Source organism: Paenibacillus maysiensis (genome assembly GCF_000520815.1).
GTDB lineage: Bacteria > Bacillota > Bacilli > Paenibacillales > Paenibacillaceae > Paenibacillus > Paenibacillus maysiensis.
Genome location: NZ_ASRY01000189.1, coordinates 1 through 23,408, shown reverse-complemented (window position 1 = coordinate 23,408; position 23,408 = coordinate 1). Strand labels below are relative to the sequence as shown.

Sequence of the window (23,408 nt, the reverse complement as noted above, 5' to 3'; positions counted from 1 at the left end):
CATGCTCACGATGAAGCATACAGCTTTCGCGGCTTCTCTGGCTGCCAAAGCTGTAAAGGCACTGATGGAAGAGGCTCTTCTTACGCCCAAGCCTGGACTTGTCGATGCCAGAGACAATGGCTCTCATACAGATATGTCCATTGAGCTAATGCTTGTATCCGCGAGAGTATTGGAGGATACGTTTCGGGAAATAGCCATTGTGTCATACCTTCACCCGGTGAACCAGACTTTACGCGAGCAGATAGCTCTAATCGGGCGGGAAGGCGAGCAGGTGATGCTCAGTGCAACGAACGGTATCAATACACATAAGGGTGCCATTTGGGCCCTTGGCCTTTTAACCAGTGCACGGGCAGCCTTTCCAAGGGAACGAGACCCACATCAGATTATGAGCATTGCAGGAAGAATCGCATCGTTCCATGACCGGTATCGCCCGGTGCAGCAGACGAATGGACAATCGGTTAAGAAGAAATACGCGGTAGTGGGGGCAGAGGAAGAAGCGAAGCTAGGCTTTCCGCACATCCGGGACGAAGCTTTGCCTGCTTTGCTGCGCGCCAGGGCTTGTGGGAAGACAGAGGTGGAAGCACGCATAGAAGCTTTATTAGCCTTGATGGAAAGTGTGGATGATACCTGCATCCTGCACCGCGGTCAGTTGTCGGATCTGATGGCGATTCAGAGAATGTCCGCAGCGTTCCTTGCAGCAGACGGATTAAAAACCCAGTCGGGCAGAAAGCTGCTCTACCGCTTGTCCGAGTATTGCAATGTTAGACAACTCTCGCCCGGAGGCAGTGCCGACCTGCTAGCTGCCACATTATTTCTTATCGATTGATACTTTTAATTGGAGGTATTTCTGAAGGATGGAAAAATTACAGTTTCAATACCAGACTACGAAGCCCATCCGTAAGCCGGCACATATCGGTGTTGTTGGTTCGGGGGATTTGGAGATTATTGTAGAGCCTGTGGAAGGCCAGACCACTAACGTTAGCATTTTAACAGGCAGTGAAGGATTTGGACAAGTATGGGAGAATGTTCTGATCCGTTTTTTTAACCGTTATCCGATTATTGCCAATATTACAGTTCATGACTTCGGAGCTACTCCGGGTGTAGTAATGCTCAGATTTACGCAAGTGTTGGAGGTGCTAGATTATGCAGAATAGTTTTGTGGAGCTGAATGGACGCGAGAGAGCCAAAGCGTTGCTAGACGAAGGGACTTTCCGTGAGATGCTTGGGCCGTTGGACAAAATCCAATCCCCCCACCTAGAGCCGCAAGGCATTGTTCCTCAGAGCGATGACGGGATCATTCTGGCTCTTGGCGAAATACACAAACAGAAGGTCTTGATCATTTCGATGGAAGGCGCTTTTCAAGGAGGGGGTATTGGAGAAGTCAGCGGGGCCAAAATTTCCGGAGCACTCGAGCTGGCACTGAAAGAGAATGAGAGAGGGAACAAACTATATCCCATCATGATCTTCGATACAGGGGGCGTTCGGCTACAAGAAGCGAACTACGGGTTGTTGTCGATTTCGGAGATTGCCACCCAAATCGTTGCTCTACGTAAATACGTTCCTGTTATCGGACTGATCCCGGGCCGTGTAGGGGCATTTGGGGGAATGTCCATTACTGCAGAATTGTTTACCACTCTGATTGCTACGAAGAAAGCGCGCCTCGGTCTGAACGGGCCGGAGGTCATTGAGCAGGAAGCAGGGGTTATGGAGTTCGATTCAAGCGACAAAGCCTTAATTTGGAACACAATCGGAGCCAACCAGCGCTTCCAAACCGGATTGATTGACGAAATGGTGGAAGATACGACGGATGCAGTTATCGAAGCGATTGATACTGCGCTCAAGGCACCGGCGAAGCCTGCTAAAACAGAGCAAATCGATTTCTATCTGACCCTGTTAAGCAATCTTGATCCTACAGAAGCTTGGACACCTGAGCGCTATCGCGAATTTTACACGCAGATACAGCCTGTGCAGCAGCCTGTCCCGCTGGCAAAAGAGGGCGCGTCCGACATTTCGGATAGTAGAGGTTATCGCTGGTTCTCCCGCTTGACGGGCATTGCTCACCCAACCAGCGATGTTCCTTCAGTGCTTGCAGCAGACGTGGATAAGAACGGGCAACTGTGCAGATATATCGCCATTGTTCCGAATGCCACCAATCGATTCCCGCGCGTCAGAAAAGGCGAGGTTGGTATGCTTGAAGGCTGGACGGTGGCTCAAATCATTAGGGACGCAATCCGTCAAGATGAGAAAAAGGAAACGAAGCGTCCGATCATTGCCATTATTGATGTACCGAGTCAAGCATATGGCTATAAGGAAGAAATGGTCGGTATCAGCCTTGCCCTCGCTGCAAGTGCAGATGCTTACGCAACCGCTAGATTAGGAGGTCATCCGGTCATCGGTGTGATCGTCGGTAACGCGATTTCCGGGGGCTTCCTTGCGCATGGGCTGCAATCGAATCGTTTAATCGCACTGGATGACAGCAAGGTCAATATTCAGGCCATGTCCAAGGCTTCTGCTGCTCGAATTACCAAGCGGACGATTGCCGAGCTTGATGAGGCTACCAAGAAAGTTCCAGCTATGGCCTACGACGTTCGTAGCTACAGTACTCTGGGGGCATTATATCAGATGCTGAGCGGTATCCATGCAGACGATCCACAGAGCAGCGATGTAGCCATCGTGGAAAAGACCGTTTCCGAGGCTATTGAGAGTACGAAAGGAGCGCCCCGTGACCTTAGCTTCCGATTGCAGACCAAGGAAGCTATGGCGGGCGGGCGGACTGCAACCCGTAGCGTTCGAGATGCACTTTTGGAGCAATGGTAATCAGTCCACATGATCTGATTGAAGTGTCCAATTTGAAATATCTCTCTTTAAATGAAGACAAGGAGTGGGTAACCGCCTCGCTGAGGCGGACCCCCTTTGTGGTCGTTCGCCGAGCTGAGCCGTCGGCGGATGGTTGTATTCCCGTCGGAGTACGCGGACAGGAGCGAAATCAACGGGAAGCTGCATTTCTGGATCCGATGGGGGTGTGCCAGATCGTGTCTCCCTATGCGATAGTGAAACGTCAGATGTGGAACTCCTTGTCTACAGAGAGACGGCAGCAGCCTGTTCTTCAGTTGATGGACTTGTTAGCAGAAATGATGGCGGATTGGCGCTGGGGGCCAGCGGGGAGTGCAGGATTCGAAATAGCGACGGGATACCCTGCTGTGAAGGCAACCAGTGATCTTGATCTCGTAATAGATGGTTCTGAGGCTATTGATTATTCTACAGCTGAAGGTCTCTTGCGCAAGCTGGAGCAGTTGGATGTTCGAATCGATATTCAATTGGAGGTGAAGGGCGGCGCCTACGTCCTGCGCGAAATCCTTGAAAGACGGACCAGCACCGTGGTGCTGCGAACTCCTTCAGGTCCGAGGCTCGTTCGCAATCCTTGGCAATGATGGATGTACTATACCAACGGCAAAAGGGAGGAATGCACGACCATTTGACATATGCCAACATAAGCTCTCAAAGGGGAAGTGCGTATTATGGAAAACACTACAGGCCAAAAAGTTAATATTAATGAAAGCGACATCTTAAAGGTGTTTGCCGTCAGCGGAGCGATCCTGCAAAGCGTTCTGGGCATGGTACTGAAGGATGCCCACACTAACACGGATATGGCTTTACTAGGCTTCATTTATAATTTAGTGAAATTTACCGCGCCAGTCTTTATTTTTGCCATCGTGTATGGAATGGTGATGAATAATCAGCATACCAGGGTATCACATTTTTACAAGGAAAAATTCAGCGAGCTCGTGATTCCTTATTTTCTGTGGGCGTCAGCCAGCTTGCTCTTCTTCCCACACATACAGGTTAATCAACACGTTACTTCGTTTTGGACGCTCATTGAGTCTTATGTGCTCGGTAATTCATCACCGCAGTATTGGTACACGGTGATGATGCTGCAATTTCAATTGCTGATGCCAGTCATTATTTTCGTCTGCTACAAGTACCTGGCTAAGCCTTTGCGGGTCATTCCGCTGCTTATTGTGAGCTTCATGATCTTCGGAGCCTGGGTATGGATGTATTATACCTTTGTATTCCAAGGTCCTTATGCGTCCAGTCTGCTATACCTTGACCGCTTTTTCGTCAGTTATTTTATTTATGCTCTACTAGGCGGAATCGCTTGGGTATATAAGGAACAATTCGACGGGGTGCTTCGACGGATTCAGTTCGTACTCATTCCGGTAATGCTGCTTATTCTCATTTGGACAAATCGCGAATTTTTCAGCTTTGGATTCGAGGATATGTCATTTGGCAATCTGATTTATTTGAAGCCGTCCATGACCTTGTACAGTTTGGTAGTGATTTTCCTGATTTACATGCTGGCAAGGCATTTGATCAGCGTGAATTCCCGTTCACTTCCCTATTACAAATGGTTCTCGACTTACGCGTACCGGGCCTTTACAGCGAACGTATTCATTCTGGTCATCGTGCTGCGCTTGTTCGGTGACTTGATAAGTCAGCTTCCTTTATTTATGGCGCTGCTTTTGGTTTATCTGACGACTGTGGCCTGCTCCTTCGGCGTCGTCTATGCCTTTGCGCAGATAAAGGTAAAGGTATGTCGTGAACGGTTATTCTTAAAACAAAAAAGAGCGCACAGCACTAATCACTAAGATAAGTGCTTAAAGAAAACAATACATGTAACAACGTGTATATGACACCTTAATTTAGGCGTATCCAAGTTATTGGCAGATTGACGGCAATCATAAAGGGTATCTCGATGATTGAAGAGATACCCTTTTACTTACATCAACCGCTGTATTTCATCTTTCAGAATTTCGGATCGCGTACCGAAAATAACCTGTACCGTACCGCTGCCAAGCCTGATGACTCCCGACGCTCCGAGCTGCTTGAGAGCTTGGTCGTTAACCGCTTTGTCGTCTTTGACGACGAGACGCAGCCGTGTGATGCACGCATCGATGCTTTGGATATTGTCTGAACCGCCGAGATAGGTCAGCACCTTGACTGCATGACTGGACTGACTGTCAGATGCGGCACCCGCCTTTTCGCTGGGTACGGATTTGTTAGTGTCAGACAGGAGGCTGTCTTCTGCATCGTCTTCACGTCCAGGAGTTTTTAGGTTGAATTTGAGAATGATGAATCGGAACAGGAAGTAATATACGACAGCAAAGGCAAGCCCGACCGGGATCATTCGCAATGGGTGGGTGGAAAGCTTCATATTGACCAGATAGTCAATGAGTCCTGCTGAAAAAGAAAAGCCGAGCTTGACATCCAGTAGGTACACGAACAGGCCACTCAGACCTGTCAGCAGAGCATGAACGCCGTAAAGCAATGGTGCAATGAACATAAATGAAAATTCGAGGGGCTCGGTAATTCCTGTCAGGAACGATGCCAGCGCAGAACCGATGAAGATGGAAGCGACCGCTTTACGTTTTTCCGGTTTGGCTGTATGAATAAACGCGAGGGCAGCCGCAGGCAGAGCGAACATCATAATGGGGAAGAAGCCGGACATAAACATTCCTGCCGATTTATCGCCTGCGAAGAAACGCGTCAGGTCACCATGAACGACCTCACCTGCCGCATTGGTGTAGTCTCCAATCTGAAACCACGCGATAGAGTTTAGTACATGGTGCAGACCGAGCGGAATCAGCAGCCGATTAGCGATCATGAATACCATCGACCCGATTCCGCCAAAGCCGACAATCCAGTTGCCGAAGGCTGCAATCCCATCTTGTATCGGACTCCAGATCATACCAAGCAGAATGGCCAGAATCATGGTCGTGAAGGCCGTGATCATAGGGACGAAACGTTTGCCCGAGAAGAAACCGAGCCAATCCGGAAGCTGGATGTTGTGATATTTTTTGAACAGGAAGGCAGACCATCCACCGATAAAAATACCACCCAGTACGCCCATGTCCAGCTTGACGTCATCCGGAATGTATGCAAATATGCCCGGTACTGCCGCCAAAATGCGGGTCAGCACCATGTAGGCAATGACTGCCGATAGTGCAGCTACCGCATCCCCGGCCAGGCCTATGGCAACACCGATGGCGAAAATTAACGCCAGGTTGCCAAAGATGGCACCCGCCCCCTCGTTCAGAAAAGGAGTGACATAATGATTCAGAAATCCACCCACTCCGGGACCAAGCGGTATATCCGTTTCATAGTTAATCAGAGCCAATCCTTGCAAAATCCCTGCGGCGGGTAGTGTGGCTACTGGAAGCATTAACGATTTGCCGATTTTTTGCAGAAATTTCAGCATAACATTCTTCCCTTCTTCGTCGAGGTTGGGAGCGTCGTATCCATCCTGAAATCCTTATTTTCGCCCATTTTTTTACATCATAAATCGGGGAATCTGACATGGTCAACGATTATTTTAGGATATGAAAAACGTAAATCCGCAGTTGACATCGCTTACATGCTTATATAATATCAAATTTAAGTTAATAATCGTGACGGAGACAAGAGAGCCACGCAGACATCCCATGCAAGAGCACAGGGGCGGTTTGTGATGGCTTTTCTTTTTTTGTGCGCGGTGAAAGCGATTGAAAATCGGTTGATCTATTGAGGAGGTAGGTTGTATGTCGCCATACGCAGCCGAATTCATAGGGACGATGATCCTTATTGCTCTAGGTGGCGGAGTGTGCGCAGGGGTGTCCCTGAAAAAATCATTTGCCCATGGCTCTGGCTGGATAGTGATCGGATTCGGGTGGGGGCTCGCGGTCGCCGTTGCGGTATATGCGGTTGGTCGGATCAGCGGAGCACACTTAAATCCGGCGGTGACGCTGGCGCTTGCATTTCAGGGAGCTTTTCCGTGGAGGGATGTTCCGGGCTATATTGCAGCTCAGCTTCTTGGGGCCATGGCGGGTGCCGTGATTGTGGTTTTGCATTATTTGCCCCACTGGAAAGAGACGGAGGACACAGCAACCAAACTCAGTGTATTTGCTACAGGACCGGCTATTGATCATCCGTTCGCCAACGTGCTTAGTGAAATGATAGGTACTTTCATCTTTGTTCTTGCTTTGCAGTCATTCGGTGCCAACTCTTTCACTGAGGGACTGAATCCACTCATTGTGGGTTTTCTGGTTGTCAGCATCGGCTTGTCCCTCGGCGGGACGACAGGTTATGCTATTAATCCGGCTAGAGATTTGGGCCCGCGTCTTGTGCACTGGTTGCTTCCGATTCCCGGTAAAGGCACATCTAACTGGAAATATGCCTGGGTGCCCATTGTAGGTCCGTTGCTGGGGGGCTCTTTCGGAGGATTGTTTTACCAGACCGTATTTAAAGGGAATATGACTCCAGCTTTCTGGATTGTGCTGGGTATGATTGTAGTAGTGCTTATGGTTACCTTTCGTTTCAGTCGTACTTATAAAAGTGATAAAGCTAATAAAATAACAGCATAAAATGAGCGGATTACAGGGGGAGAGATCAACGATGGAAAAATATATTTTGTCACTGGATCAGGGAACGACAAGCTCAAGAGCGATTTTGTTTAACAGTAAAGGGGATGTGGTGTACTCGGCTCAGCGAGAGTTCCCGCAATACTTTCCTCATCCCGGCTGGGTAGAACAGAATGCGAATGAAATCTGGAGCTCCATTCTTGGGGTCATTGCATCCTGCCTATCTGAATCCGGTGTAAAAGCGAACCAAATTGCCGCTATCGGCATTACCAATCAGCGTGAGTCGGTAGCCGTGTGGGACAAAAATACAGGACTGCCTGTGTATAACGTACTTGTATGGCAGTCGCGCCAAACCTCCGAGATCTGCGAAGAACTGAAGCAGCAAGGGCATGAGGAGCTATTCCACAGTAAAACAGGGCTGTTGATTGACCCGTATTTCTCAGGCACAAAAGTGAAGTGGATACTGGATCATGTAGAAGGTGCGCGCGAACAGGCGGGACGAGGCGACTTACTGTTCGGTACGATTGATTCGTGGCTGATCTGGAAGCTGTCCGGCGGCAAGGCGCATGTGACCGACTATTCCAACGCAGCCAGAACACTGATGTATAACATTTATGAGCTAAAGTGGGACGAAGAACTGCTGGACATTCTCGGTGTGCCAAAAAACATGCTGCCTGAGGTACGGCCTTCTTCCGAGGTATATGCGCATACGGTAGATTATCATTTCTTTGGTCAAAATATACCGATTGCAGGCGCAGCGGGTGACCAGCAGGCGGCTCTATTTGGTCAGGCTTGTTACGAAAAAGGGATGATCAAGAATACTTACGGCACAGGTTGCTTCATGCTGATGAACACGGGCGATCAACCCGTTGAGTCCAAGCACGGACTTATTACGACCATCGCTTGGGGGCTGGAGGAAGGCAAGGTGCAATATGCGCTGGAGGGGAGTGTCTTTGTAGCGGGTTCGGCGATTCAGTGGCTTCGTGACGGTCTGCGCATGTTCCGTGAAGCCAAAGACAGTGAAGCCTATGCAGCCCGCGTTCCCTCTTCGGAAGGGGTGTATCTGGTACCAGCTTTTGTCGGCTTGGGCAGTCCATACTGGGATAGCGAGGTGCGTGGAGCGATGTTTGGCCTGACACGTGGCACGACAAAGGAGCATTTTATCCGCGCAACACTGGAGGCACTTGCTTACCAGACAAAAGACGTACTTGCCGCGATGGAAATTGACTCCGGTATTGCCGTGAAGACGTTGCGGGTGGATGGAGGAGCCGTGCTGAACAATTTTCTGATGCAATTCCAGAGCGATATTCTGGATGCCACAGTAGAACGGCCTGTGATCCATGAGACGACGGCACTCGGAGCCGCATGTCTGGCAGGTTTGGCGATTGGATATTGGAAGAGCATGGATGAGCTGCGCAAGCGTGTGAGGGTGGAGCGGTCTTTTGACCCCGCTATGGATGAAGAAACGCGCAGCAGTTTGTATGAGGGCTGGAAAAAGGCCGTGAATGCGACGATGGCCTACAAATGAGTGTTGTAACCGTGAAAAAGAAGGCTGCTCTTTGCAGAGCGGCCTTTGTCATAGTGTGAAGAGAAATTATGCTGAAATATCTTGCAATTCTAGTATAACGGGACAGTGATCGCTGCCTGTAATATGGCAATCAATCTTCGCATCTGACAACAACGGGCGAAGTCTGTCCGAGACGAGAAGGTAGTCGATTCGCCAGCCGATATTCCGTTCTCTCACCTTCGGCATGTAGGACCACCAGGAATAAACATCCGTTCGGTCGGGATAAAAGTGTCTAAAAGTATCTATAAATCCAGCGCTCAGCAACTGCGACATTCTGTCACGTTCCTCAGGCGTAAATCCGGCATTTCCGTGGTTGGCTTTCGCATTTTTTAGGTCAATTTCCTGATGAGCCACGTTCAAATCGCCGCAAACAATGACAGGCTTCAATGTATCCAACTGTTGCAGATAGCTGCGGAATCGGTCTTCCCATTCCAGTCTGTAAGGCAGTCTGGACAAATCCCGTTTGGTATTCGGAGTGTACACATTGACCAGATAGAACTTCTCAAATTCCAGAGTAATGGTTCTACCTTCCGGCTCTTCATTTTCCTCCAGGCCATAATGTACGGAAAGCGGTTTGATTTTGGTGAAAATAGCGGTGCCAGAATATCCTTTTTTCTCGGCATAATTCCAATACTGCGTGTATTCCTCCATGTTCTCCATGACAATTTGTCCGTCTTGAAGCTTGGTTTCCTGCACGCAAAATATATCGGCATCTGTTTCTTTTACATAGGTATAAAATCCTTTGGTCACACAAGCTCTTAAACCATTGACATTCCATGATATGATTTTCATTTATTAATTCTCCCTTGCCGTACCAAACATGTAAGCATACTGCTTTATTTCTGTGGCACTTCGTTTAGTTCATACTCGGCGGAAAATATTTAACATTAGATGATAGCATTCTCAGCGTTTTTTTGAAGTGGAGACGAACTTTTCTACATTAGAATAGAATATATTTTTTTGTACGGGGTTGTAAAACGAAAAAAAGCTCCCTTACGGAAGCTTCTCACGATAACGTCCCAGGAGGGATTCGAACCCCCGACCGACGGCTTAGAAGGCCGTTGCTCTATCCAGCTGAGCTACTGGGACATAAAATTCAAGCGAAGATTAATATATCACATGGATAAAAAAGATTCAAGCTTTATTTCGCATATATCCGGTATTCAGGCTTTCTTTAGCATAAAAATCAAAGTAGCTATCGTTTTTTTTGCCTCATAAAAGGGTATGTTAGAATACAGGTGAATATGTGGAAGACGAGAGGTTGGACTTCGGCCGCTGTTTCTCATATAATCTACAAATACTTTAGCTTGCGGTGGAGAGGGGGTGCCTTGAATAAAGGACTCCAAGGTGACGACAAAAGAAAATAATATTGTTTTGTTTCCGAAGACACTGGATTACTATCAAATTCAACTCACTGTAATGCTTGAAAACGAACGTTACGGAGAGGCGATGGAGATGCTGCGTTTTTTGATGCAATGCCAGGGACAGGAACAGAAGCAATACGAAGAGTGGGATGCCCTTTCACAATGGCTGGAAGCCGCTTTTCCACAATATGCCGACAGAGGGGCGGAAACGGACGCTACGGAAGAAGATGAGGTCAGTGAAGCAGAGCTGGCCCGCCGAAATGCGCGCTTCAAGCAGGAGCAGGATGCAGGCTACGGTAACAAGTTGCTACGTATGGCTATGGATGAACCGTTGTCGGAACAGACGATTTTAGCGCTGGAACAACTGTCTTATCTGGATCTGCCGGAAATCGACGATGCGCTGCTTAAATGGATTAAGGAACGGGAAATCCACCCTCTGCTTCAATTTCGTGTTTTGCAGACACTACGACGACGCGGAATGGAAGGGACGATCGAAATCAGCCGGGGAGATGAGAAGGCAGAAATCGAGATTGAGTCTATTCCGTTGCGGCCGGATGAATTTCCTGAACCGATTATGCGTATTCTGGAGCGAGTGGCCGATCAGACTGAAGTGCATGAGCCTACGCTGTTCTATTTTGCGCAGGAGCTATGGTCGCAGTTTGTGATGGCGGTGTACGGTACGAAAGATTACAGGTCAATGCTGGTGGAGGAGGACGGGATGCCGGATATTTGGGCGGCAGCACTCCATCAGACGGTATCGGAGAGTTTGAGCGGCAACAAGGATGAGGAAGAAACCCGTGCTATATATGGCATTACCGATGCATTGCGCTTCCGTTTTGAGCAGGTATATCGGTCGATGCGTCTATTCGTAGCGGCGGGAATGAACACTCCATAACGGTCGGAAACGTTTACCTGTGAAGCATTCAAGGAGCTGCCCTTGAAAAAGATAGTAATGTTAGATATACTATAGTGGTTATTTTGTGTGCGTTGATCGTATGAAAACTAAGTGAAGATTTTGTTGGAGGGGAAAGCATAAAATGAAAGCAACTTGGGAGAAAATAGAGAAGAACCTTGGGGTTCTTGAAGTTGAGGTTGACGCGGATCGTGTAGCCGCTGCACTCGACAAAGCTTTTAATAAAGTGGCTAAACAAGTAAGTGTACCAGGATTCCGTAAAGGTAAAGTACCACGTCCTATTTTTGAAAAGCGTTATGGTATTGAAAGCTTGTATCAGGATGCAATTGACTTCCTGCTGCCAGAAGCCTACAGCCAAGCTGTAGAAAAAACGGATATTTTCCCGGTAGACAGCCCTGACGTTGAAATTGATCAATTCGCTAAAGGCGAATCCTTCAAATTCAAAGCCAAGGTTACTGTTAAGCCTGAAGTGACTTTGGGTGAATACAAAGGTGTAGAAGTGCCTGTAAGCAAACTCGAAGTAACCGACGAAGAACTGGCTCAAGAGCTGGAGCGTTTGCAACAACGTCATGCCGAGCTGGTTGTCGTTGATGAAGATGCTGCACAATCCGGCGATACGGCTATTATCGACTTTGACGGTTCCGTGGATGGCGTTCCATTCGAAGGCGGACAAGCTGAGAAGTATTCTCTGGAGCTGGGCTCCAATACGTTCATTCCTGGCTTTGAAGAGCAAGTGATCGGTTTGCACACAGGCGATTCCAAGGACGTTGAAGTAACGTTCCCTGAGAACTACCATTCTGCTGATCTCGCTGGCAAACAAGCAGTCTTCAAAGTGAAGGTTCATGAACTGAAACGCAAAGTTCTTCCTGAGCTGGATGATGAATTTGCTAAAGACGTAAGCGAATTTGACACATTGGCTGAATTCAAGGAAGACTTGAAAAAGCAACTGCTGGAGCGTAAGGAAAACGAAGCTAAAGCTGCCCGTGAGGGTGCGGTAGTGGAGAAGGTTGCTGAGAACGCAACAATCGACATTCCTGAAGCGATGATCAAAAGTGAAGTGCAAAACATGGTTCGCGATTTCGACAACCGTCTGCGCAGCCAAGGCATGAATCTTGAAATGTTCCTCGGATTCTCCGGCCAAAGCCAGGAAGATCTGGAAGCGCAAATGAAAGTGGATGCTGAGAAGCGTGTACGCAACAACCTCGTGCTGGAGCAAGTGGCAAAAGCGGAAAACATCGAAGTTTCCGAAGCGGAAATTGATGAAGAGCTGAAAAACATGGCTGAAGCTTACAAACGTTCGGTTGAAGAAATTCGCGGTATTCTGGAAGGTAACGGCTCGTTCGCAAACCTGAAAGAAGAGATTTCACTGCGCAAAACGATTGCTTTGTTGTTGGAAAACAGCAAAGAAGTTGAAGCGCCAGCTGAAGTTGCCGAGTAATTCAAACGATAAAATATACGGGGTATGCCGAACAGGCTGCAACGTAGCAATTAGATAGGGATAAGGCACGTAGTGAAAGTTACGTGCCTTATTTTCACCTTGGGCAATCCATATTTTAGTCGTTTATGGAAAGTGCTGTGAGTTGCGCTTTGTTGGTTCTACATAAGTCACTGCTGTACATTTGCACATACATACGAAACATGGTTAAATATGAGAAGGTCTCGGCTAAGTACGTTGTATAACAGCTCGCACTGCATATATGAGCGGATGTAAATATGACACGAGACTCTGAACATGTTAAAATATTTTGTAAGGTGTTCCCGTTTCATGCTTGCTGCTTTCGTTTTAATGGGACTTAAGGAAGTGGATGAATACTGGTGTTCATTTTAATAAAGAAAAGAGGTTGGTCGTGATGAGTCTCGTCCCTATGGTTGTGGAACAAACGAATCGAGGAGAACGATCTTACGATATTTACTCGCGGTTGCTTAAGGATCGCATCATTTTCCTGAGTGGCCCGATTGATGACGATGTCGCCAATCTCGTCATTGCACAGCTATTGTTCCTTTCTGCGGAAGATCCGGAGAAGGATATTAATTTGTACATTAACTCGCCGGGCGGTTCTGTAACTGCGGGCATGGGTATATATGATACAATGCAATTCATTAAGCCGGATGTATCGACGATCTGTGTAGGCATGGCTGCCAGTATGGGCTCTTTGCTGCTCACAGCAGGTGCTCCAGGCAAGAGATATGCGCTTACCAACAGCGAAGTCATGATCCATCAGCCGTTGGGTGGCATTCAGGGGCAAGCCTCCGATATGCTGATCCATGCGGACTGGATTCTCAAAACGCGTGCCAAGCTGAATCAAATCTATGTAGAGCGTACGGGTCAGCCCCTCGAAAAAATCGAACGTGATACTGACCGGGATTTCTTCATGGAAGCGGAAGAGGCAAGAGCATACGGTATCATTGACCAGGTGCTGTCTAGACCGATTAATCTGTAAAGGGGTGGCTCTATGTTTAAATTTAATGATGAAAAAGGACAACTGAAATGTTCCTTTTGCGGTAAATCTCAGGATCAGGTTCGTAAGCTAGTTGCCGGACCAGGCGTATATATATGTGACGAATGCATTGAGTTGTGCACGGAAATCGTGGAAGAAGAACTGGGTCATGAGGAAGAAGTAGATCTGAAAGACATTCCGAAACCAATGCAAATCCGTGACATTCTCGATCAATATGTAATTGGTCAGGATCAAGCGAAAAAATCATTGTCCGTAGCGGTGTATAACCACTACAAACGTATTAATACGCAAAACAAAATTGATGATGTGGAACTGCAAAAAAGTAACATTTTGATGCTTGGACCTACAGGTTCAGGTAAAACGTTGCTTGCGCAAACCATGGCTAAAATTTTGAACGTTCCTTTTGCCATCGCAGATGCTACTTCCCTTACGGAAGCGGGTTATGTGGGCGAAGACGTTGAAAACATTTTGCTGAAATTGATTCAAGCTGCCGATTATGATGTGGAAAAAGCTGAACGCGGCATTATCTACATCGACGAAATTGATAAAGTAGCCCGCAAATCCGAAAACCCGTCCATTACACGTGATGTATCGGGTGAAGGTGTACAGCAGGCATTGCTTAAAATTTTGGAAGGCACGGTTGCTTCTGTACCTCCACAAGGTGGTCGTAAGCATCCTCATCAAGAGTTCATTCAAATTGATACCACGAACATCCTGTTCATTTGCGGCGGTGCCTTTGACGGTCTGGAGCAAATGATCAAACGTCGTGTTGGCAAGAAAGTCATCGGCTTTAATGCGACTACAGATCAAAAGGATTTGAAACCGGGTGAATATACTTCTATGGTATTGCCTGAAGATCTTTTGAAATTCGGTCTGATTCCGGAGTTTGTAGGACGTTTGCCGGTTATTTCTACGCTGGAGCCGCTTGATGAGAACACATTGGTTCGTATTTTGTCTGAGCCGAAAAATGCGTTAGTCAAGCAGTATCAGAAGATGCTTGAACTGGATAATGTTACTTTGGAGTTTAAGCAAGATGCTCTGGAAGCCATTGCCCGTGAAGCTATCAAGCGTAACACGGGTGCCCGTGGTCTTCGTGCGATCATTGAAGGCATTATGCTGGATGTGATGTATGAGGTTCCTTCCCGTGATGATATCACGACTTGCGTCATCAATGAGCAAGTTGTAAAAGATAAAATCGCACCGGAACTCGGTGGTACAGATAAGGATAAAAAACAAGAAGAGAGCGCCTAAGGATTGATACTTCGCGATCTCTAAAACATGAGAAGCCGGATCTCCACTTCACTAAACCCATATGAGGTTTTATGGGGTGGAGGTTTGGCGTTAATGGGAGAGAAAAGTACATGTTCTTAAGACAAGACACACGTCCCGTTAAAGTCGGGAATCTGACGATTGGCGGCAGCAATGAAGTCATCATCCAAAGCATGTGTACAACCAAAACAGCAGATGTGGAAGCTACCGTCGCTGAAATTCTCCGTTTGGAAGAGGCGGGTTGCCAACTTGTACGGGTCACCGTCAACAATGAGGAAGCTGCGGCTGCCATTAAGGAAATTAAAAAACAGATCCATATTCCGCTCGTAGCGGATATTCATTTTAATCACAAGCTGGCTCTGCTGGCGATTGAAAACGGAATTGACAAGGTTCGTATCAATCCCGGCAACATTGGTCGTCGTGAAAAAGTGGAAGCTGTTGTTAAGGCATGCAAGGAAAAGGGAATTCCGATTCGGATTGGTGTGAATGCCGGGTCATTGGAACAGCATTTGCTGGATAAGTACGGCTATCCTACGCCAGAAGCGATGGTAGAAAGCGCACTGTATCATATCGGTATACTGGAAGAGCTTGATTTTCACGATATTATCGTGTCGCTGAAAGCATCTGACGTGCCTATGGCGATTGCTGCTTATACGAAGGCAGCCGAAATCATCAGATATCCGCTACATTTGGGTATTACCGAAGCGGGTACGCTCTTTACCGGAACCGTTAAGAGTGCAGCGGGAATGGGTGCCTTGCTGGCAGCGGGCATTGGCTCGACCATGCGTATTTCGCTGAGTGCCGATCCAGTGGAAGAAGTGAAGGTTGCGCGGGAACTGCTCAAAACCTTTGGGCTGATCACGAATGCTGCGACTTTGATTTCCTGTCCGACTTGTGGACGTCTGGATATTGATCTGTTCTCAATTGCCAACGAAGTCGAGGACTATATTGCGAAAATCAAGGTGCCGATTAAAGTGTCGGTACTGGGTTGCGCGGTGAACGGCCCGGGGGAAGCCAAGGAAGCCGACATCGGGATTGCCGGAGCGCGCGGGGAAGGACTTCTGTTCCGTTACGGAAAAATGATTCGCAAAGTTCCCGAGGCTGACATGGTTGACGAATTGAAAAAAGAAATTGACATCATCGTCAAGGCGTATGAAGAGACGGGTAAAATTCCGGGTCGCGAGGAACGTCATACAGCCGAGAAGGTATAGGCAAAATCGATTCCCATAAAGAGGCATAATCATATTCTATTGCCATCATTTAAACGCCGTGGAGGGCAGCTCTGCTACAGAACTGTTCTTCACGGTGTTTTTGTATTTTCTCTCTGATCTTTTGGAAGACTGCCGTTTAGCTATTGAGGAAAAGGAAATACTGTTTTTCATAGACGGCATTTTAGCGGCATTTTTCAAAATGCTGAGATGAGAAACGGAGGAAATACGATGGACTTTACTATGATTTTGTTGTTGGTGCAAATGTTTTTTGGGATTGTCATCGGTCTGTATTTCTGGAACCTTTTGCGGAGTCAGAAGACGAACCGCAGCGCAGTGGACCGGGAATCCCGCAAGGAACTGGATAAACTGCGCAAACTGCGTTCCATTTCATTAACCAAACCGCTGGCTGAACGCACTCGTCCCGCCACATTACAGGATATTGTCGGTCAGAAGGACGGACTGCGTGCGCTCAAGGCAGCGTTATGCAGTGCGAACCCCCAGCATGTTATTATTTATGGCCCACCAGGAGTGGGCAAGACGGCTGCTGCGCGCGTGGTGCTGGAAGAGGCTAAGAAAAACCTATCCTCCCCGTTCAAGGGAGACGCCAAATTCACGGAGATTGATGCGACGACTGCCCGTTTTGACGAGCGGGGTATTGCAGACCCGTTGATTGGTTCGGTGCATGATCCGATTTATCAGGGTGCTGGAGCGATGGGGGTGGCGGGTATTCCGCAGCCCAAGCCCGGAGCTGTAACGAAGGCACATGGTGGCATGCTGTTCATTGATGAAATTGGCGAGCTGCACCCTACACAGATGAATAAGTTGTTGAAAGTATTGGAGGATCGTAAAGTATTTTTGGAGAGCGCATACTACAACTCGGAGGATTCGAATACTCCTGCTTATATCCATGATATTTTTCAAAATGGTTTGCCTGCCGATTTCCGTTTGGTAGGTGCGACGACCCGTTCGCCGCATGAGCTGCCGCCTGCCATTCGTTCCCGGTGCATGGAAATTTTTTTCCGTGCTCTCCAGCCGCAGGAAATTGCTCGTATTGCTGAGGATGCCGTCCACAAGCTGGGCTTCGGTCCTTGCCCGGAGGCGGTTGAAGTAGTACAGCGTTACGCCACAAATGGCCGGGAGGCCGTCAATATGATTCAGCTTGCTGCTGGATTGGCACTTACGGAGAAACGGGAACGTCTAAACGCTTCGGATGTGGAATGGGTAGCAGGCAGCAGCCAAATTCAACCGCGTCCTGACCGGAAAATACCAGGTATTTCACAAATCGGATTTGTTAATGGTTTGGCCGTATATGGCCCGAATATGGGCATGCTGCTGGAGATTGAGGTTACAGCAGTTCCGGTTCCTGCGGGAAAGGGAACCTATAATATTACGGGTGTGGTTGATGAGGAAGAGATTGGCGGTGGCTCCCGTACGCTACGGCGTAAAAGTATGGCCAAAGGCTCTGTAGAAAATGTATTGACCGTTTTGCGTACACTCGGTTTATCGCCGCCGAATTACGATTTGCATATTAATTTCCCCGGAGGAACACCGGTAGATGGCCCGTCGGCAGGCATTGCAATGGCAACAGCTATTGCTTCCGCAATGCGGGGAATTCCGGTGGATCACGAAATTGCGATGACCGGAGAGGTTAGCATTCACGGGCGTGTTAAACCGATTGGCGGCGTATTAGCCAAGGTTGAGGCTGCTTTTCAGGCAGGGGCTAAAAAGGTGATCATTCCGCAGGACAACTGGCAGTCTCTTTTTGACAGCATTGAAGGCTTGAAAGTTATTCCGGTGCAGTCGGTTACGGAAGTATTCCGGCACGTATTTGGAGAGGAATTGACGCCAGATTTACCTGTGCACGCGCCAATTGAGACTTTTCGCCCATCCCAATCTTCCCTGTTACAGGCCGATGGGACGCATAACGGGACGATATCGGACACAGGATCTTGCTAATGAACTACCCTTTCATTGGTTTTTTCATAAAACATTTGATAAAATATGAAAGATAACAACGTGAAGGATTGTAAAATCCGGAACCTGAGAATCACTGGAGGTGCGAAAGCGATGGGACCCAACAAGACAAAAGGTCGTCGTTTTCCTTTGCTGCCTTTAAGAGGACTTCTGGTCTACCCGAGCATGGTTCTGCATCTCGATGTGGGCCGGGAAAAATCGGTCAAGGCTTTGGAAAAAGCGATGGTTGAAGATAATTTGATTCTCCTGTGTTCTCAATCAGAAGTGAATATTGAAGAACCCGCACAAGAGGATATTTTTCGAGTCGGCACGGTGGCCAAAGTGCGCCAGATGCTCAAGCTTCCCAACGGAACGATTCGGGTGCTGGTGGAAGGGCTGGAACGTGCCGAGATTATTCAATATACGGACAATGAGGAATATTACGAGGTACTGGCAAAGGAGCTGCATGAGGCAGAAAACGTGCACCCCGAGACGGATGCGCTCATGCGTACTGTTTTGACCCAGTTCGAGCATTATATCAACTTGTCCAAAAAGGTAACTCCTGAAACTCTCGCAGCGGTATCCGACATTGAGGAGCCCGGACGGCTGGCTGACGTGATTACAAGCCATCTTACGCTCAAAATTAAGGAAAAGCAGGATATTCTGGAGACGATCGACGTAACTCAACGTCTGGAGAAGCTTCTGGATATTTTGAATAACGAGCGTGAGGTACTGGAGCTGGAACGTAAAATTAACCAGCGCGTGAAGAAACAGATGGAGAAAACGCAGAAGGAGTATTACCTGCGTGAGCAAATGAAGGCGATCCAGAAAGAGCTTGGCGAGAAGGAAGGTCGCGCAGGAGAAGTAGAAGAACTGCGCAATCAGTTAAGTGAGCTGGAGCTGCCCGCTCATGTGAAGGAGAAGGTCGAGAAGGAAATCGACCGTCTGGAGAAGATGCCTGCAAGCTCTGCCGAGGGCGGAGTGATCCGTAATTACGTCGATTGGCTGTTAAGCTTGCCATGGAACAAGTTTACGGATGATGATCTGGATATCGTCAAGGCTGAAGAGATACTGAATGATGATCACTATGGACTGGATAAGCCGAAGGAACGGGTGCTGGAGTATCTTGCTGTACGCAAGCTGGTGAAGACCATTAAGGGGCCAATTCTGTGTCTCGTAGGTCCACCGGGGGTGGGCAAGACCTCACTGGCTCGTTCCATCGCGAAGTCCATGGGGAGAGAATTTGTCCGCATCTCGCTCGGGGGCGTGCGGGATGAAGCGGAAATTCGCGGTCATCGCCGGACTTATGTAGGCGCGATGCCAGGTCGCATCATTCAGGGAATGAAGACGGCTGGAACGTCTAATCCGGTCTTTTTGCTGGATGAGATTGATAAAATGGCTTCGGATTTTCGTGGTGACCCTTCGGCGGCACTGCTGGAGGTGCTTGATCCCGAACAGAACAATACGTTCAGTGACCATTTTGTCGAGCTGCCCTTCGATTTGTCCAATGTGATGTTCGTGACGACAGCCAATGCTGCGCACAACATCCCGCGTCCGCTGATGGACCGGATGGAGACATTGTATATTCCGGGTTACACCGAGCTGGAAAAGCTCGAAATCGCCAATCGTTATCTACTGCCCAAGCAGAAGAGAGAGCACGGCTTGAAAGAGGAGCAACTGGACATCGGGGAGGATACGCTGCTGCGTGTCATCCGTGAATATACCCGTGAATCCGGCGTGCGGAATCTCGAACAGCAAATGGCTTCTCTATGCCGCAAGGCTGCGAAGTCAGTGGTATCCGGTGGAGAAGGCCCGATTCAAATTACACCGGACAATCTGAAGGATTATTTAGGCGTCGCCAAATTCCGTTACGGTGTAGCGGAGCTGGAAGACCAGATTGGTACGGTTACAGGCTTGGCGTGGACAGAGGTCGGCGGTGAAACGCTGATGATTGAAGTGACGGTCGTACCCGGCAGCGGTAAGCTGATTCTTACAGGTAAGCTGGGAGACGTTATGAAGGAATCCGCGCAGGCTGCATTTAGCTACACTCGCTCCAAAGCGGTTGAGCTGGGCATTGCTACGGACTTTTATGAGAAAAATGATATTCATATCCACATTCCGGAGGGAGCGATTCCGAAGGATGGACCATCGGCGGGAATTACCATTGCTACAGCATTGATTTCAGCTCTGACCAACCGTCATGTATCCAAGGATGTGGCTATGACGGGGGAAATTACCCTGCGCGGCCGTGTGCTGCCGATTGGTGGATTAAAAGAGAAGTCGCTGGCAGCCCACCGGGCAGGCTATAAAAAAATTCTGCTTCCCAAGGATAATGAACGGGATTTAAAGGATATTCCCGACAGTATCAGGCAGGATGTTGAATTTGTTCCCGTTGCCCATATGGATCAGGTGCTAAAGCATGCTTTGGTTGAGCAGGCAAGGGTACATTAGAGAGGAATTAAGGACACAATGAAAGTAACAAAAGCAGAATTTATTATTAGCGCGGTTGGCCCCGATCAGTTCCCTGTGGACGCTTTGCCGGAGATTGCTCTGGCAGGGCGTTCCAATGTAGGGAAGTCGTCACTGATTAATCGATTGATTAGTCGTAAAAACTTGGCGCGCACCAGCTCTACACCGGGGAAAACACAGCAGCTCAATTATTACCGGATTAATGATGATCTCTATTTCGTCGATTTTCCGGGTTATGGCTACGCAAAGGTATCCAAAACGTCTCGCAAAGCCTGGGGACAAATGATTGAGTCGTATTTGCTGGAACGGGAGCCGCTCAAGCTGGTGCTTCAAATGGTCGATTTGCGCCATCCGCCATCCAAGGATGATATTATGATGCATGACTGGCTGCGCCATCATGGGCTTCCGGTATGCGTTGTAGGCACGAAGGCAGATAAAATCCCCAAAACACGGCGGGAAAAGCATTATAAAGTAATCAAGCAGGAACTCGGAATACTTCCCGGGGGTTTGTTTATCCCCTTTTCATCTGAAGAAGGCATGGGTAAGGACGAGCTATGGTCGGTCATCTCCAGCTATATTGAGAATGACGAAGACGAGGAGCAACCGGAAATCTAAGAAGAAGGACGTTCATGGAGAGCACTTTATCGGAAAAGACATATGCGAAGAAGCTGGTTCGTGGGTTGGAAGAACTTCAGGTAGAGACACCGGAGTGCAAGCACACAGAATGAGTATAAATTGTTTTCAATGGAGCCATTTGCGCGTCCCATATGATAACCATGGATTTAATCCATGGTTATTTGCTTTGAAAATGGCTCAAATTATATCAAACGATACAGATGTATTGGATGTTCGAGTTTGCCATCCAATTTTCATAAACAATTCATAAAACAGCCGGAGGAGATTCGGACTTCTGTGATATAATTAACATAGTTTATGATAACAGTGGTTATTCTTATTACAGTTTAGGCAGGTGAATTTGCAATGCACATCGTCGTTGTTGGGTTGAATTATCGTACGGCGCCTGTGGAAGTCAGAGAGCGTTTTACATTTGCAGAACAAGATTTGCCAAAAGCGCTGGAACAACTCAAACTCACCAAAAGTGTGTTGGAGGGCGTAATTGTCGCAACCTGCAATCGGACTGAAATATATGTCGTGGTGGACCGCCTTCACATGTGCGGTTATTTTATACGCAGTTTTATGGAGCAATGGTTCGGCATTCCTCGCGATCAATTTACACAGCATCTATATATATATGAGGACGAGCAGGCGATCCGGCATTTGTTCCGTGTGACTTGTGGTCTGGATTCTATGGTAATCGGGGAAACACAAATTTTGGGACAGGTGAAAAACGCTTTTCTTCAGGCTCAATCCCAGAAAATTACAGCAACGTGGTTTAATATGCTGTTTAAGCAGGCCGTCACATTGGGCAAGCGTGCCCATTCGGAGACGTCCATTGGAGAAAGCGCCGTATCCGTCAGCTATGCAGCAGTTGAGCTGGGTAAACGGATTTTCGGGATGTTTACCGATAAGAAGGTGCTGATTCTCGGCGCGGGTAAAATGAGCGAGCTTACCGTTAAGCATTTGTATAGCGGGGGAGCAGCCGAGGTCATTGTGGCGAACCGGACTTTATCCAGAGCGGAAGATTTGGCTTCCAAGTTTCACGGAACGCCGGTCACGATGGAGGGAGGTATGAACCGGTTGGCGGATGTGGACATTGTCATTAGCTCCACAGGTGCACAAGGATATATTCTGGATCGCGAGCGGGTTGAAGCGAGTATGAAACGTCGTCGGTCCCGTCCTTTATTTATGATTGATATTGCGGTTCCACGTGATTTGGACCCGGCTATTGGTGAATTGCAGAATGTTTTTCTCTACGATATTGATGATCTGGAAGGCATCGTGGAGAGCAATTTGGAAATGCGTCGCACCGAGGCTGCCAAAATTGAGCACATGATCGAAGGAGAACTTGGCGAGTTTTATCAATGGTTAAAAACGATGGGAGTGCGTCCGGTGATTCGTGCTTTACAGGAAAAAGCAGAGTCCGTGCATCAGGATACGCTCGAAAGCTTGTTCAACAAGCTTCCCGAGTTGGATGAACGACAACGCAAAGTGATTAGCCGCTTGACGAAGAGCATGCTGAACCAGATGATGCATGATCCGATCAATTCGGTGAAGGAACTGGCTGTCCAAAAGCAGGGGGATGAGGCGCTTGAACTGTTTAGCCACATTTTTGCTCTGGAGGATCGTTTGGAGGACGCCGCTCAGAAAGTAGATAAAAGCGATGCATCCGCGTTAATGAAACCGGAGGCCGGTATTCATGAAAAATCTGGTCAGGCCCAAGCCTCGCCAGCGTCGTTTGCGCCGGCTGGCCTGTAAAGGCGGGTGAGTGGACGTGACTTTAGGCACGCTTATATATGATTCGATGATTTACGTTTTTGCCCTGAGCCTTCTGTTTGTATTCTCGGATGGCATTCGCCGTAATGCGAGTGCCAAACGGACAGGTACAGGGCTTCTTGCTGTCGTGCTTGTGCTCCAGCTTGTATATATGGGGATAAGAACCTGGAACGAAGGACATCTTCCTATTTTCGTAACCTACGATTTTTTATTTCTGTTTTCATTTATTTTGGTCCTGATTTCTTTAATTCTCTCACGCTATCAGCGGTCGGAATTTGCGGTATTGCTGCTTAACATTATTAGCTTTGCGGTTCTTGTGCTCAATAATATATGGATGGAGCCCACCGATAATCCGCTTGGAAATTGGCATACGGTGCATGGGCTGCTTCTCATCCATATCGCTTTGGCTAATCTT

General features: G+C 48.1%; 18 protein-coding genes, 1 tRNA gene and 2 pseudogenes. 18 read left to right on the top strand and 3 right to left on the bottom strand.

The window, feature by feature from the left end; all coding sequences use genetic code 11:
* The first annotated feature begins 1 nt into the window (after position 1).
* The 5 genes from L696_RS0112990 (at position 2) to L696_RS0112970 (ending at position 4,646) form a co-directional block, all read left to right on the top strand.
* Positions 2 to 826, top strand: a complete 825-nt coding sequence (locus tag L696_RS0112990) for a triphosphoribosyl-dephospho-CoA synthase (protein ID WP_025684016.1) — start codon at positions 2 to 4, stop codon at positions 824 to 826.
* Between the two features lie 28 nt (positions 827 to 854).
* Entirely contained in the window at positions 855 to 1,154 is a 300-nt protein-coding gene (locus L696_RS0112985) for a malonate decarboxylase subunit delta (RefSeq protein ID WP_025684015.1), read from the top strand.
* On the top strand, positions 1,144 to 2,817 hold the full coding sequence (mdcD, locus tag L696_RS0112980) for a biotin-independent malonate decarboxylase subunit beta (protein WP_025684014.1): 1,674 nt from the start codon (positions 1,144 to 1,146) through the stop codon (positions 2,815 to 2,817). The genes L696_RS0112985 and mdcD overlap by 11 nt, the downstream gene beginning before the upstream one ends.
* Positions 2,811 to 3,431 carry a malonate decarboxylase holo-ACP synthase gene (locus L696_RS0112975; protein WP_025684013.1) on the top strand — a complete coding sequence of 207 codons (621 nt, stop codon included), beginning with the start codon at positions 2,811 to 2,813 and terminating at the stop codon, positions 3,429 to 3,431. Before mdcD ends, L696_RS0112975 begins: the two co-directional genes overlap by 7 nt.
* A gap of 87 nt (positions 3,432 to 3,518) precedes the next feature.
* The gene (locus L696_RS0112970) at positions 3,519 to 4,646 is read left to right on the top strand and encodes an acyltransferase family protein (protein ID WP_049827371.1); all 1,128 of its coding nucleotides are present in this window, start codon (positions 3,519 to 3,521) and stop codon (positions 4,644 to 4,646) included.
* Between the two features lie 131 nt (positions 4,647 to 4,777).
* On the opposite strand, the gene L696_RS0112965 is transcribed toward L696_RS0112970, so the two are convergent.
* Positions 4,778 to 6,256 (bottom strand): PTS transporter subunit EIIC, encoded by a 1,479-nt coding sequence (locus tag L696_RS0112965; RefSeq protein WP_025684011.1) that lies wholly within the window; start codon positions 6,254 to 6,256, stop codon positions 4,778 to 4,780.
* Positions 6,257 to 6,575: 319 nt separating this feature from the next.
* Between L696_RS0112965 and L696_RS0112960 the strand changes: the two genes are divergently transcribed.
* Positions 6,576 to 7,397 (top strand): MIP/aquaporin family protein, encoded by an 822-nt coding sequence (locus L696_RS0112960; protein WP_025684010.1) that lies wholly within the window; start codon positions 6,576 to 6,578, stop codon positions 7,395 to 7,397.
* Between the two features lie 31 nt (positions 7,398 to 7,428).
* On the top strand, positions 7,429 to 8,922 hold the full coding sequence (gene glpK, locus L696_RS0112955) for a glycerol kinase GlpK (RefSeq protein ID WP_025684009.1): 1,494 nt from the start codon (positions 7,429 to 7,431) through the stop codon (positions 8,920 to 8,922).
* Between the two features lie 66 nt (positions 8,923 to 8,988).
* On the opposite strand, the gene L696_RS0112950 is transcribed toward glpK, so the two are convergent.
* Both L696_RS0112950 and L696_RS0112945 read right to left on the bottom strand, forming a co-directional pair.
* Positions 8,989 to 9,753 (bottom strand): exodeoxyribonuclease III, encoded by a 765-nt coding sequence (locus L696_RS0112950; RefSeq protein WP_025684008.1) that lies wholly within the window; start codon positions 9,751 to 9,753, stop codon positions 8,989 to 8,991.
* 223 nt (positions 9,754 to 9,976) lie between these two features.
* A tRNA-Arg gene (locus L696_RS0112945) sits at positions 9,977 to 10,050 on the bottom strand.
* A gap of 258 nt (positions 10,051 to 10,308) precedes the next feature.
* Between L696_RS0112945 and L696_RS0112940 the strand changes: the two genes are divergently transcribed.
* The 11 genes and pseudogenes from L696_RS0112940 to L696_RS0112885 form a co-directional block, all read left to right on the top strand.
* A complete protein-coding gene (locus tag L696_RS0112940) occupies positions 10,309 to 11,220 on the top strand; it encodes a hypothetical protein (RefSeq protein WP_209440961.1) in 912 nt (303 codons plus the stop codon).
* Between the two features lie 142 nt (positions 11,221 to 11,362).
* Positions 11,363 to 12,676 (top strand): trigger factor, encoded by a 1,314-nt coding sequence (gene tig, locus L696_RS0112935; protein ID WP_025684006.1) that lies wholly within the window; start codon positions 11,363 to 11,365, stop codon positions 12,674 to 12,676.
* 412 nt (positions 12,677 to 13,088) lie between these two features.
* Positions 13,089 to 13,679: an ATP-dependent Clp endopeptidase proteolytic subunit ClpP gene (clpP, locus tag L696_RS0112930; RefSeq protein WP_025684005.1), complete on the top strand. Its 591-nt coding sequence runs from the start codon at positions 13,089 to 13,091 to the stop codon at positions 13,677 to 13,679.
* A 12-nt stretch (positions 13,680 to 13,691) separates the two neighbouring features.
* Complete coding sequence (gene clpX / locus L696_RS0112925) at positions 13,692 to 14,948, top strand: ATP-dependent protease ATP-binding subunit ClpX (RefSeq protein WP_025684004.1); 1,257 nt, start codon at positions 13,692 to 13,694, stop codon at positions 14,946 to 14,948.
* A 110-nt stretch (positions 14,949 to 15,058) separates the two neighbouring features.
* On the top strand, positions 15,059 to 16,177 hold the full coding sequence (ispG, locus tag L696_RS0112920; RefSeq protein ID WP_025684003.1) for a flavodoxin-dependent (E)-4-hydroxy-3-methylbut-2-enyl-diphosphate synthase: 1,119 nt from the start codon (positions 15,059 to 15,061) through the stop codon (positions 16,175 to 16,177).
* Between the two features lie 228 nt (positions 16,178 to 16,405).
* Positions 16,406 to 18,133: an ATP-dependent protease LonB gene (gene lonB / locus L696_RS0112910; RefSeq protein WP_025684002.1), complete on the top strand. Its 1,728-nt coding sequence runs from the start codon at positions 16,406 to 16,408 to the stop codon at positions 18,131 to 18,133.
* A gap of 111 nt (positions 18,134 to 18,244) precedes the next feature.
* Positions 18,245 to 20,581, top strand: coding sequence for an endopeptidase La (gene lon, locus L696_RS0112905; RefSeq protein WP_025684001.1), 2,337 nt, complete (start codon positions 18,245 to 18,247; stop codon positions 20,579 to 20,581).
* Between the two features lie 18 nt (positions 20,582 to 20,599).
* Positions 20,600 to 21,214, top strand: coding sequence for a ribosome biogenesis GTP-binding protein YihA/YsxC (gene yihA / locus L696_RS0112900; RefSeq protein ID WP_014277608.1), 615 nt, complete (start codon positions 20,600 to 20,602; stop codon positions 21,212 to 21,214).
* Between the two features lie 32 nt (positions 21,215 to 21,246).
* Positions 21,247 to 21,327 (top strand): annotated as a pseudogene (locus L696_RS32740) (adenosylmethionine decarboxylase); the annotation flags it as partial.
* Between the two features lie 253 nt (positions 21,328 to 21,580).
* Entirely contained in the window at positions 21,581 to 22,975 is a 1,395-nt protein-coding gene (gene hemA, locus L696_RS0112890) for a glutamyl-tRNA reductase (RefSeq protein WP_025684000.1), read from the top strand.
* Positions 22,976 to 22,991: 16 nt separating this feature from the next.
* Positions 22,992 to 23,408 (top strand): annotated as a pseudogene (locus L696_RS0112885) (cytochrome c biogenesis protein CcsA); the annotation flags it as partial.

Coding starts and splice junctions, on each gene's coding strand:
- L696_RS0112990 (WP_025684016.1), top strand. CDS start 2: ATGCTCACGATGAAGCATACAGCTTTCGCGGCTTCTCTGGCTGCCAAA.
- L696_RS0112985 (WP_025684015.1), top strand. CDS start 855: ATGGAAAAATTACAGTTTCAATACCAGACTACGAAGCCCATCCGTAAG.
- mdcD (WP_025684014.1), top strand. CDS start 1,144: ATGCAGAATAGTTTTGTGGAGCTGAATGGACGCGAGAGAGCCAAAGCG.
- L696_RS0112975 (WP_025684013.1), top strand. CDS start 2,811: ATGGTAATCAGTCCACATGATCTGATTGAAGTGTCCAATTTGAAATAT.
- L696_RS0112970 (WP_049827371.1), top strand. CDS start 3,519: ATGGAAAACACTACAGGCCAAAAAGTTAATATTAATGAAAGCGACATC.
- L696_RS0112965 (WP_025684011.1), bottom strand. CDS start 6,256: ATGCTGAAATTTCTGCAAAAAATCGGCAAATCGTTAATGCTTCCAGTA.
- L696_RS0112960 (WP_025684010.1), top strand. CDS start 6,576: ATGTCGCCATACGCAGCCGAATTCATAGGGACGATGATCCTTATTGCT.
- glpK (WP_025684009.1), top strand. CDS start 7,429: ATGGAAAAATATATTTTGTCACTGGATCAGGGAACGACAAGCTCAAGA.
- L696_RS0112950 (WP_025684008.1), bottom strand. CDS start 9,753: ATGAAAATCATATCATGGAATGTCAATGGTTTAAGAGCTTGTGTGACC.
- tig (WP_025684006.1), top strand. CDS start 11,363: ATGAAAGCAACTTGGGAGAAAATAGAGAAGAACCTTGGGGTTCTTGAA.
- clpP (WP_025684005.1), top strand. CDS start 13,089: ATGAGTCTCGTCCCTATGGTTGTGGAACAAACGAATCGAGGAGAACGA.
- clpX (WP_025684004.1), top strand. CDS start 13,692: ATGTTTAAATTTAATGATGAAAAAGGACAACTGAAATGTTCCTTTTGC.
- ispG (WP_025684003.1), top strand. CDS start 15,059: ATGTTCTTAAGACAAGACACACGTCCCGTTAAAGTCGGGAATCTGACG.
- lonB (WP_025684002.1), top strand. CDS start 16,406: ATGGACTTTACTATGATTTTGTTGTTGGTGCAAATGTTTTTTGGGATT.
- lon (WP_025684001.1), top strand. CDS start 18,245: ATGGGACCCAACAAGACAAAAGGTCGTCGTTTTCCTTTGCTGCCTTTA.
- yihA (WP_014277608.1), top strand. CDS start 20,600: ATGAAAGTAACAAAAGCAGAATTTATTATTAGCGCGGTTGGCCCCGAT.
- hemA (WP_025684000.1), top strand. CDS start 21,581: ATGCACATCGTCGTTGTTGGGTTGAATTATCGTACGGCGCCTGTGGAA.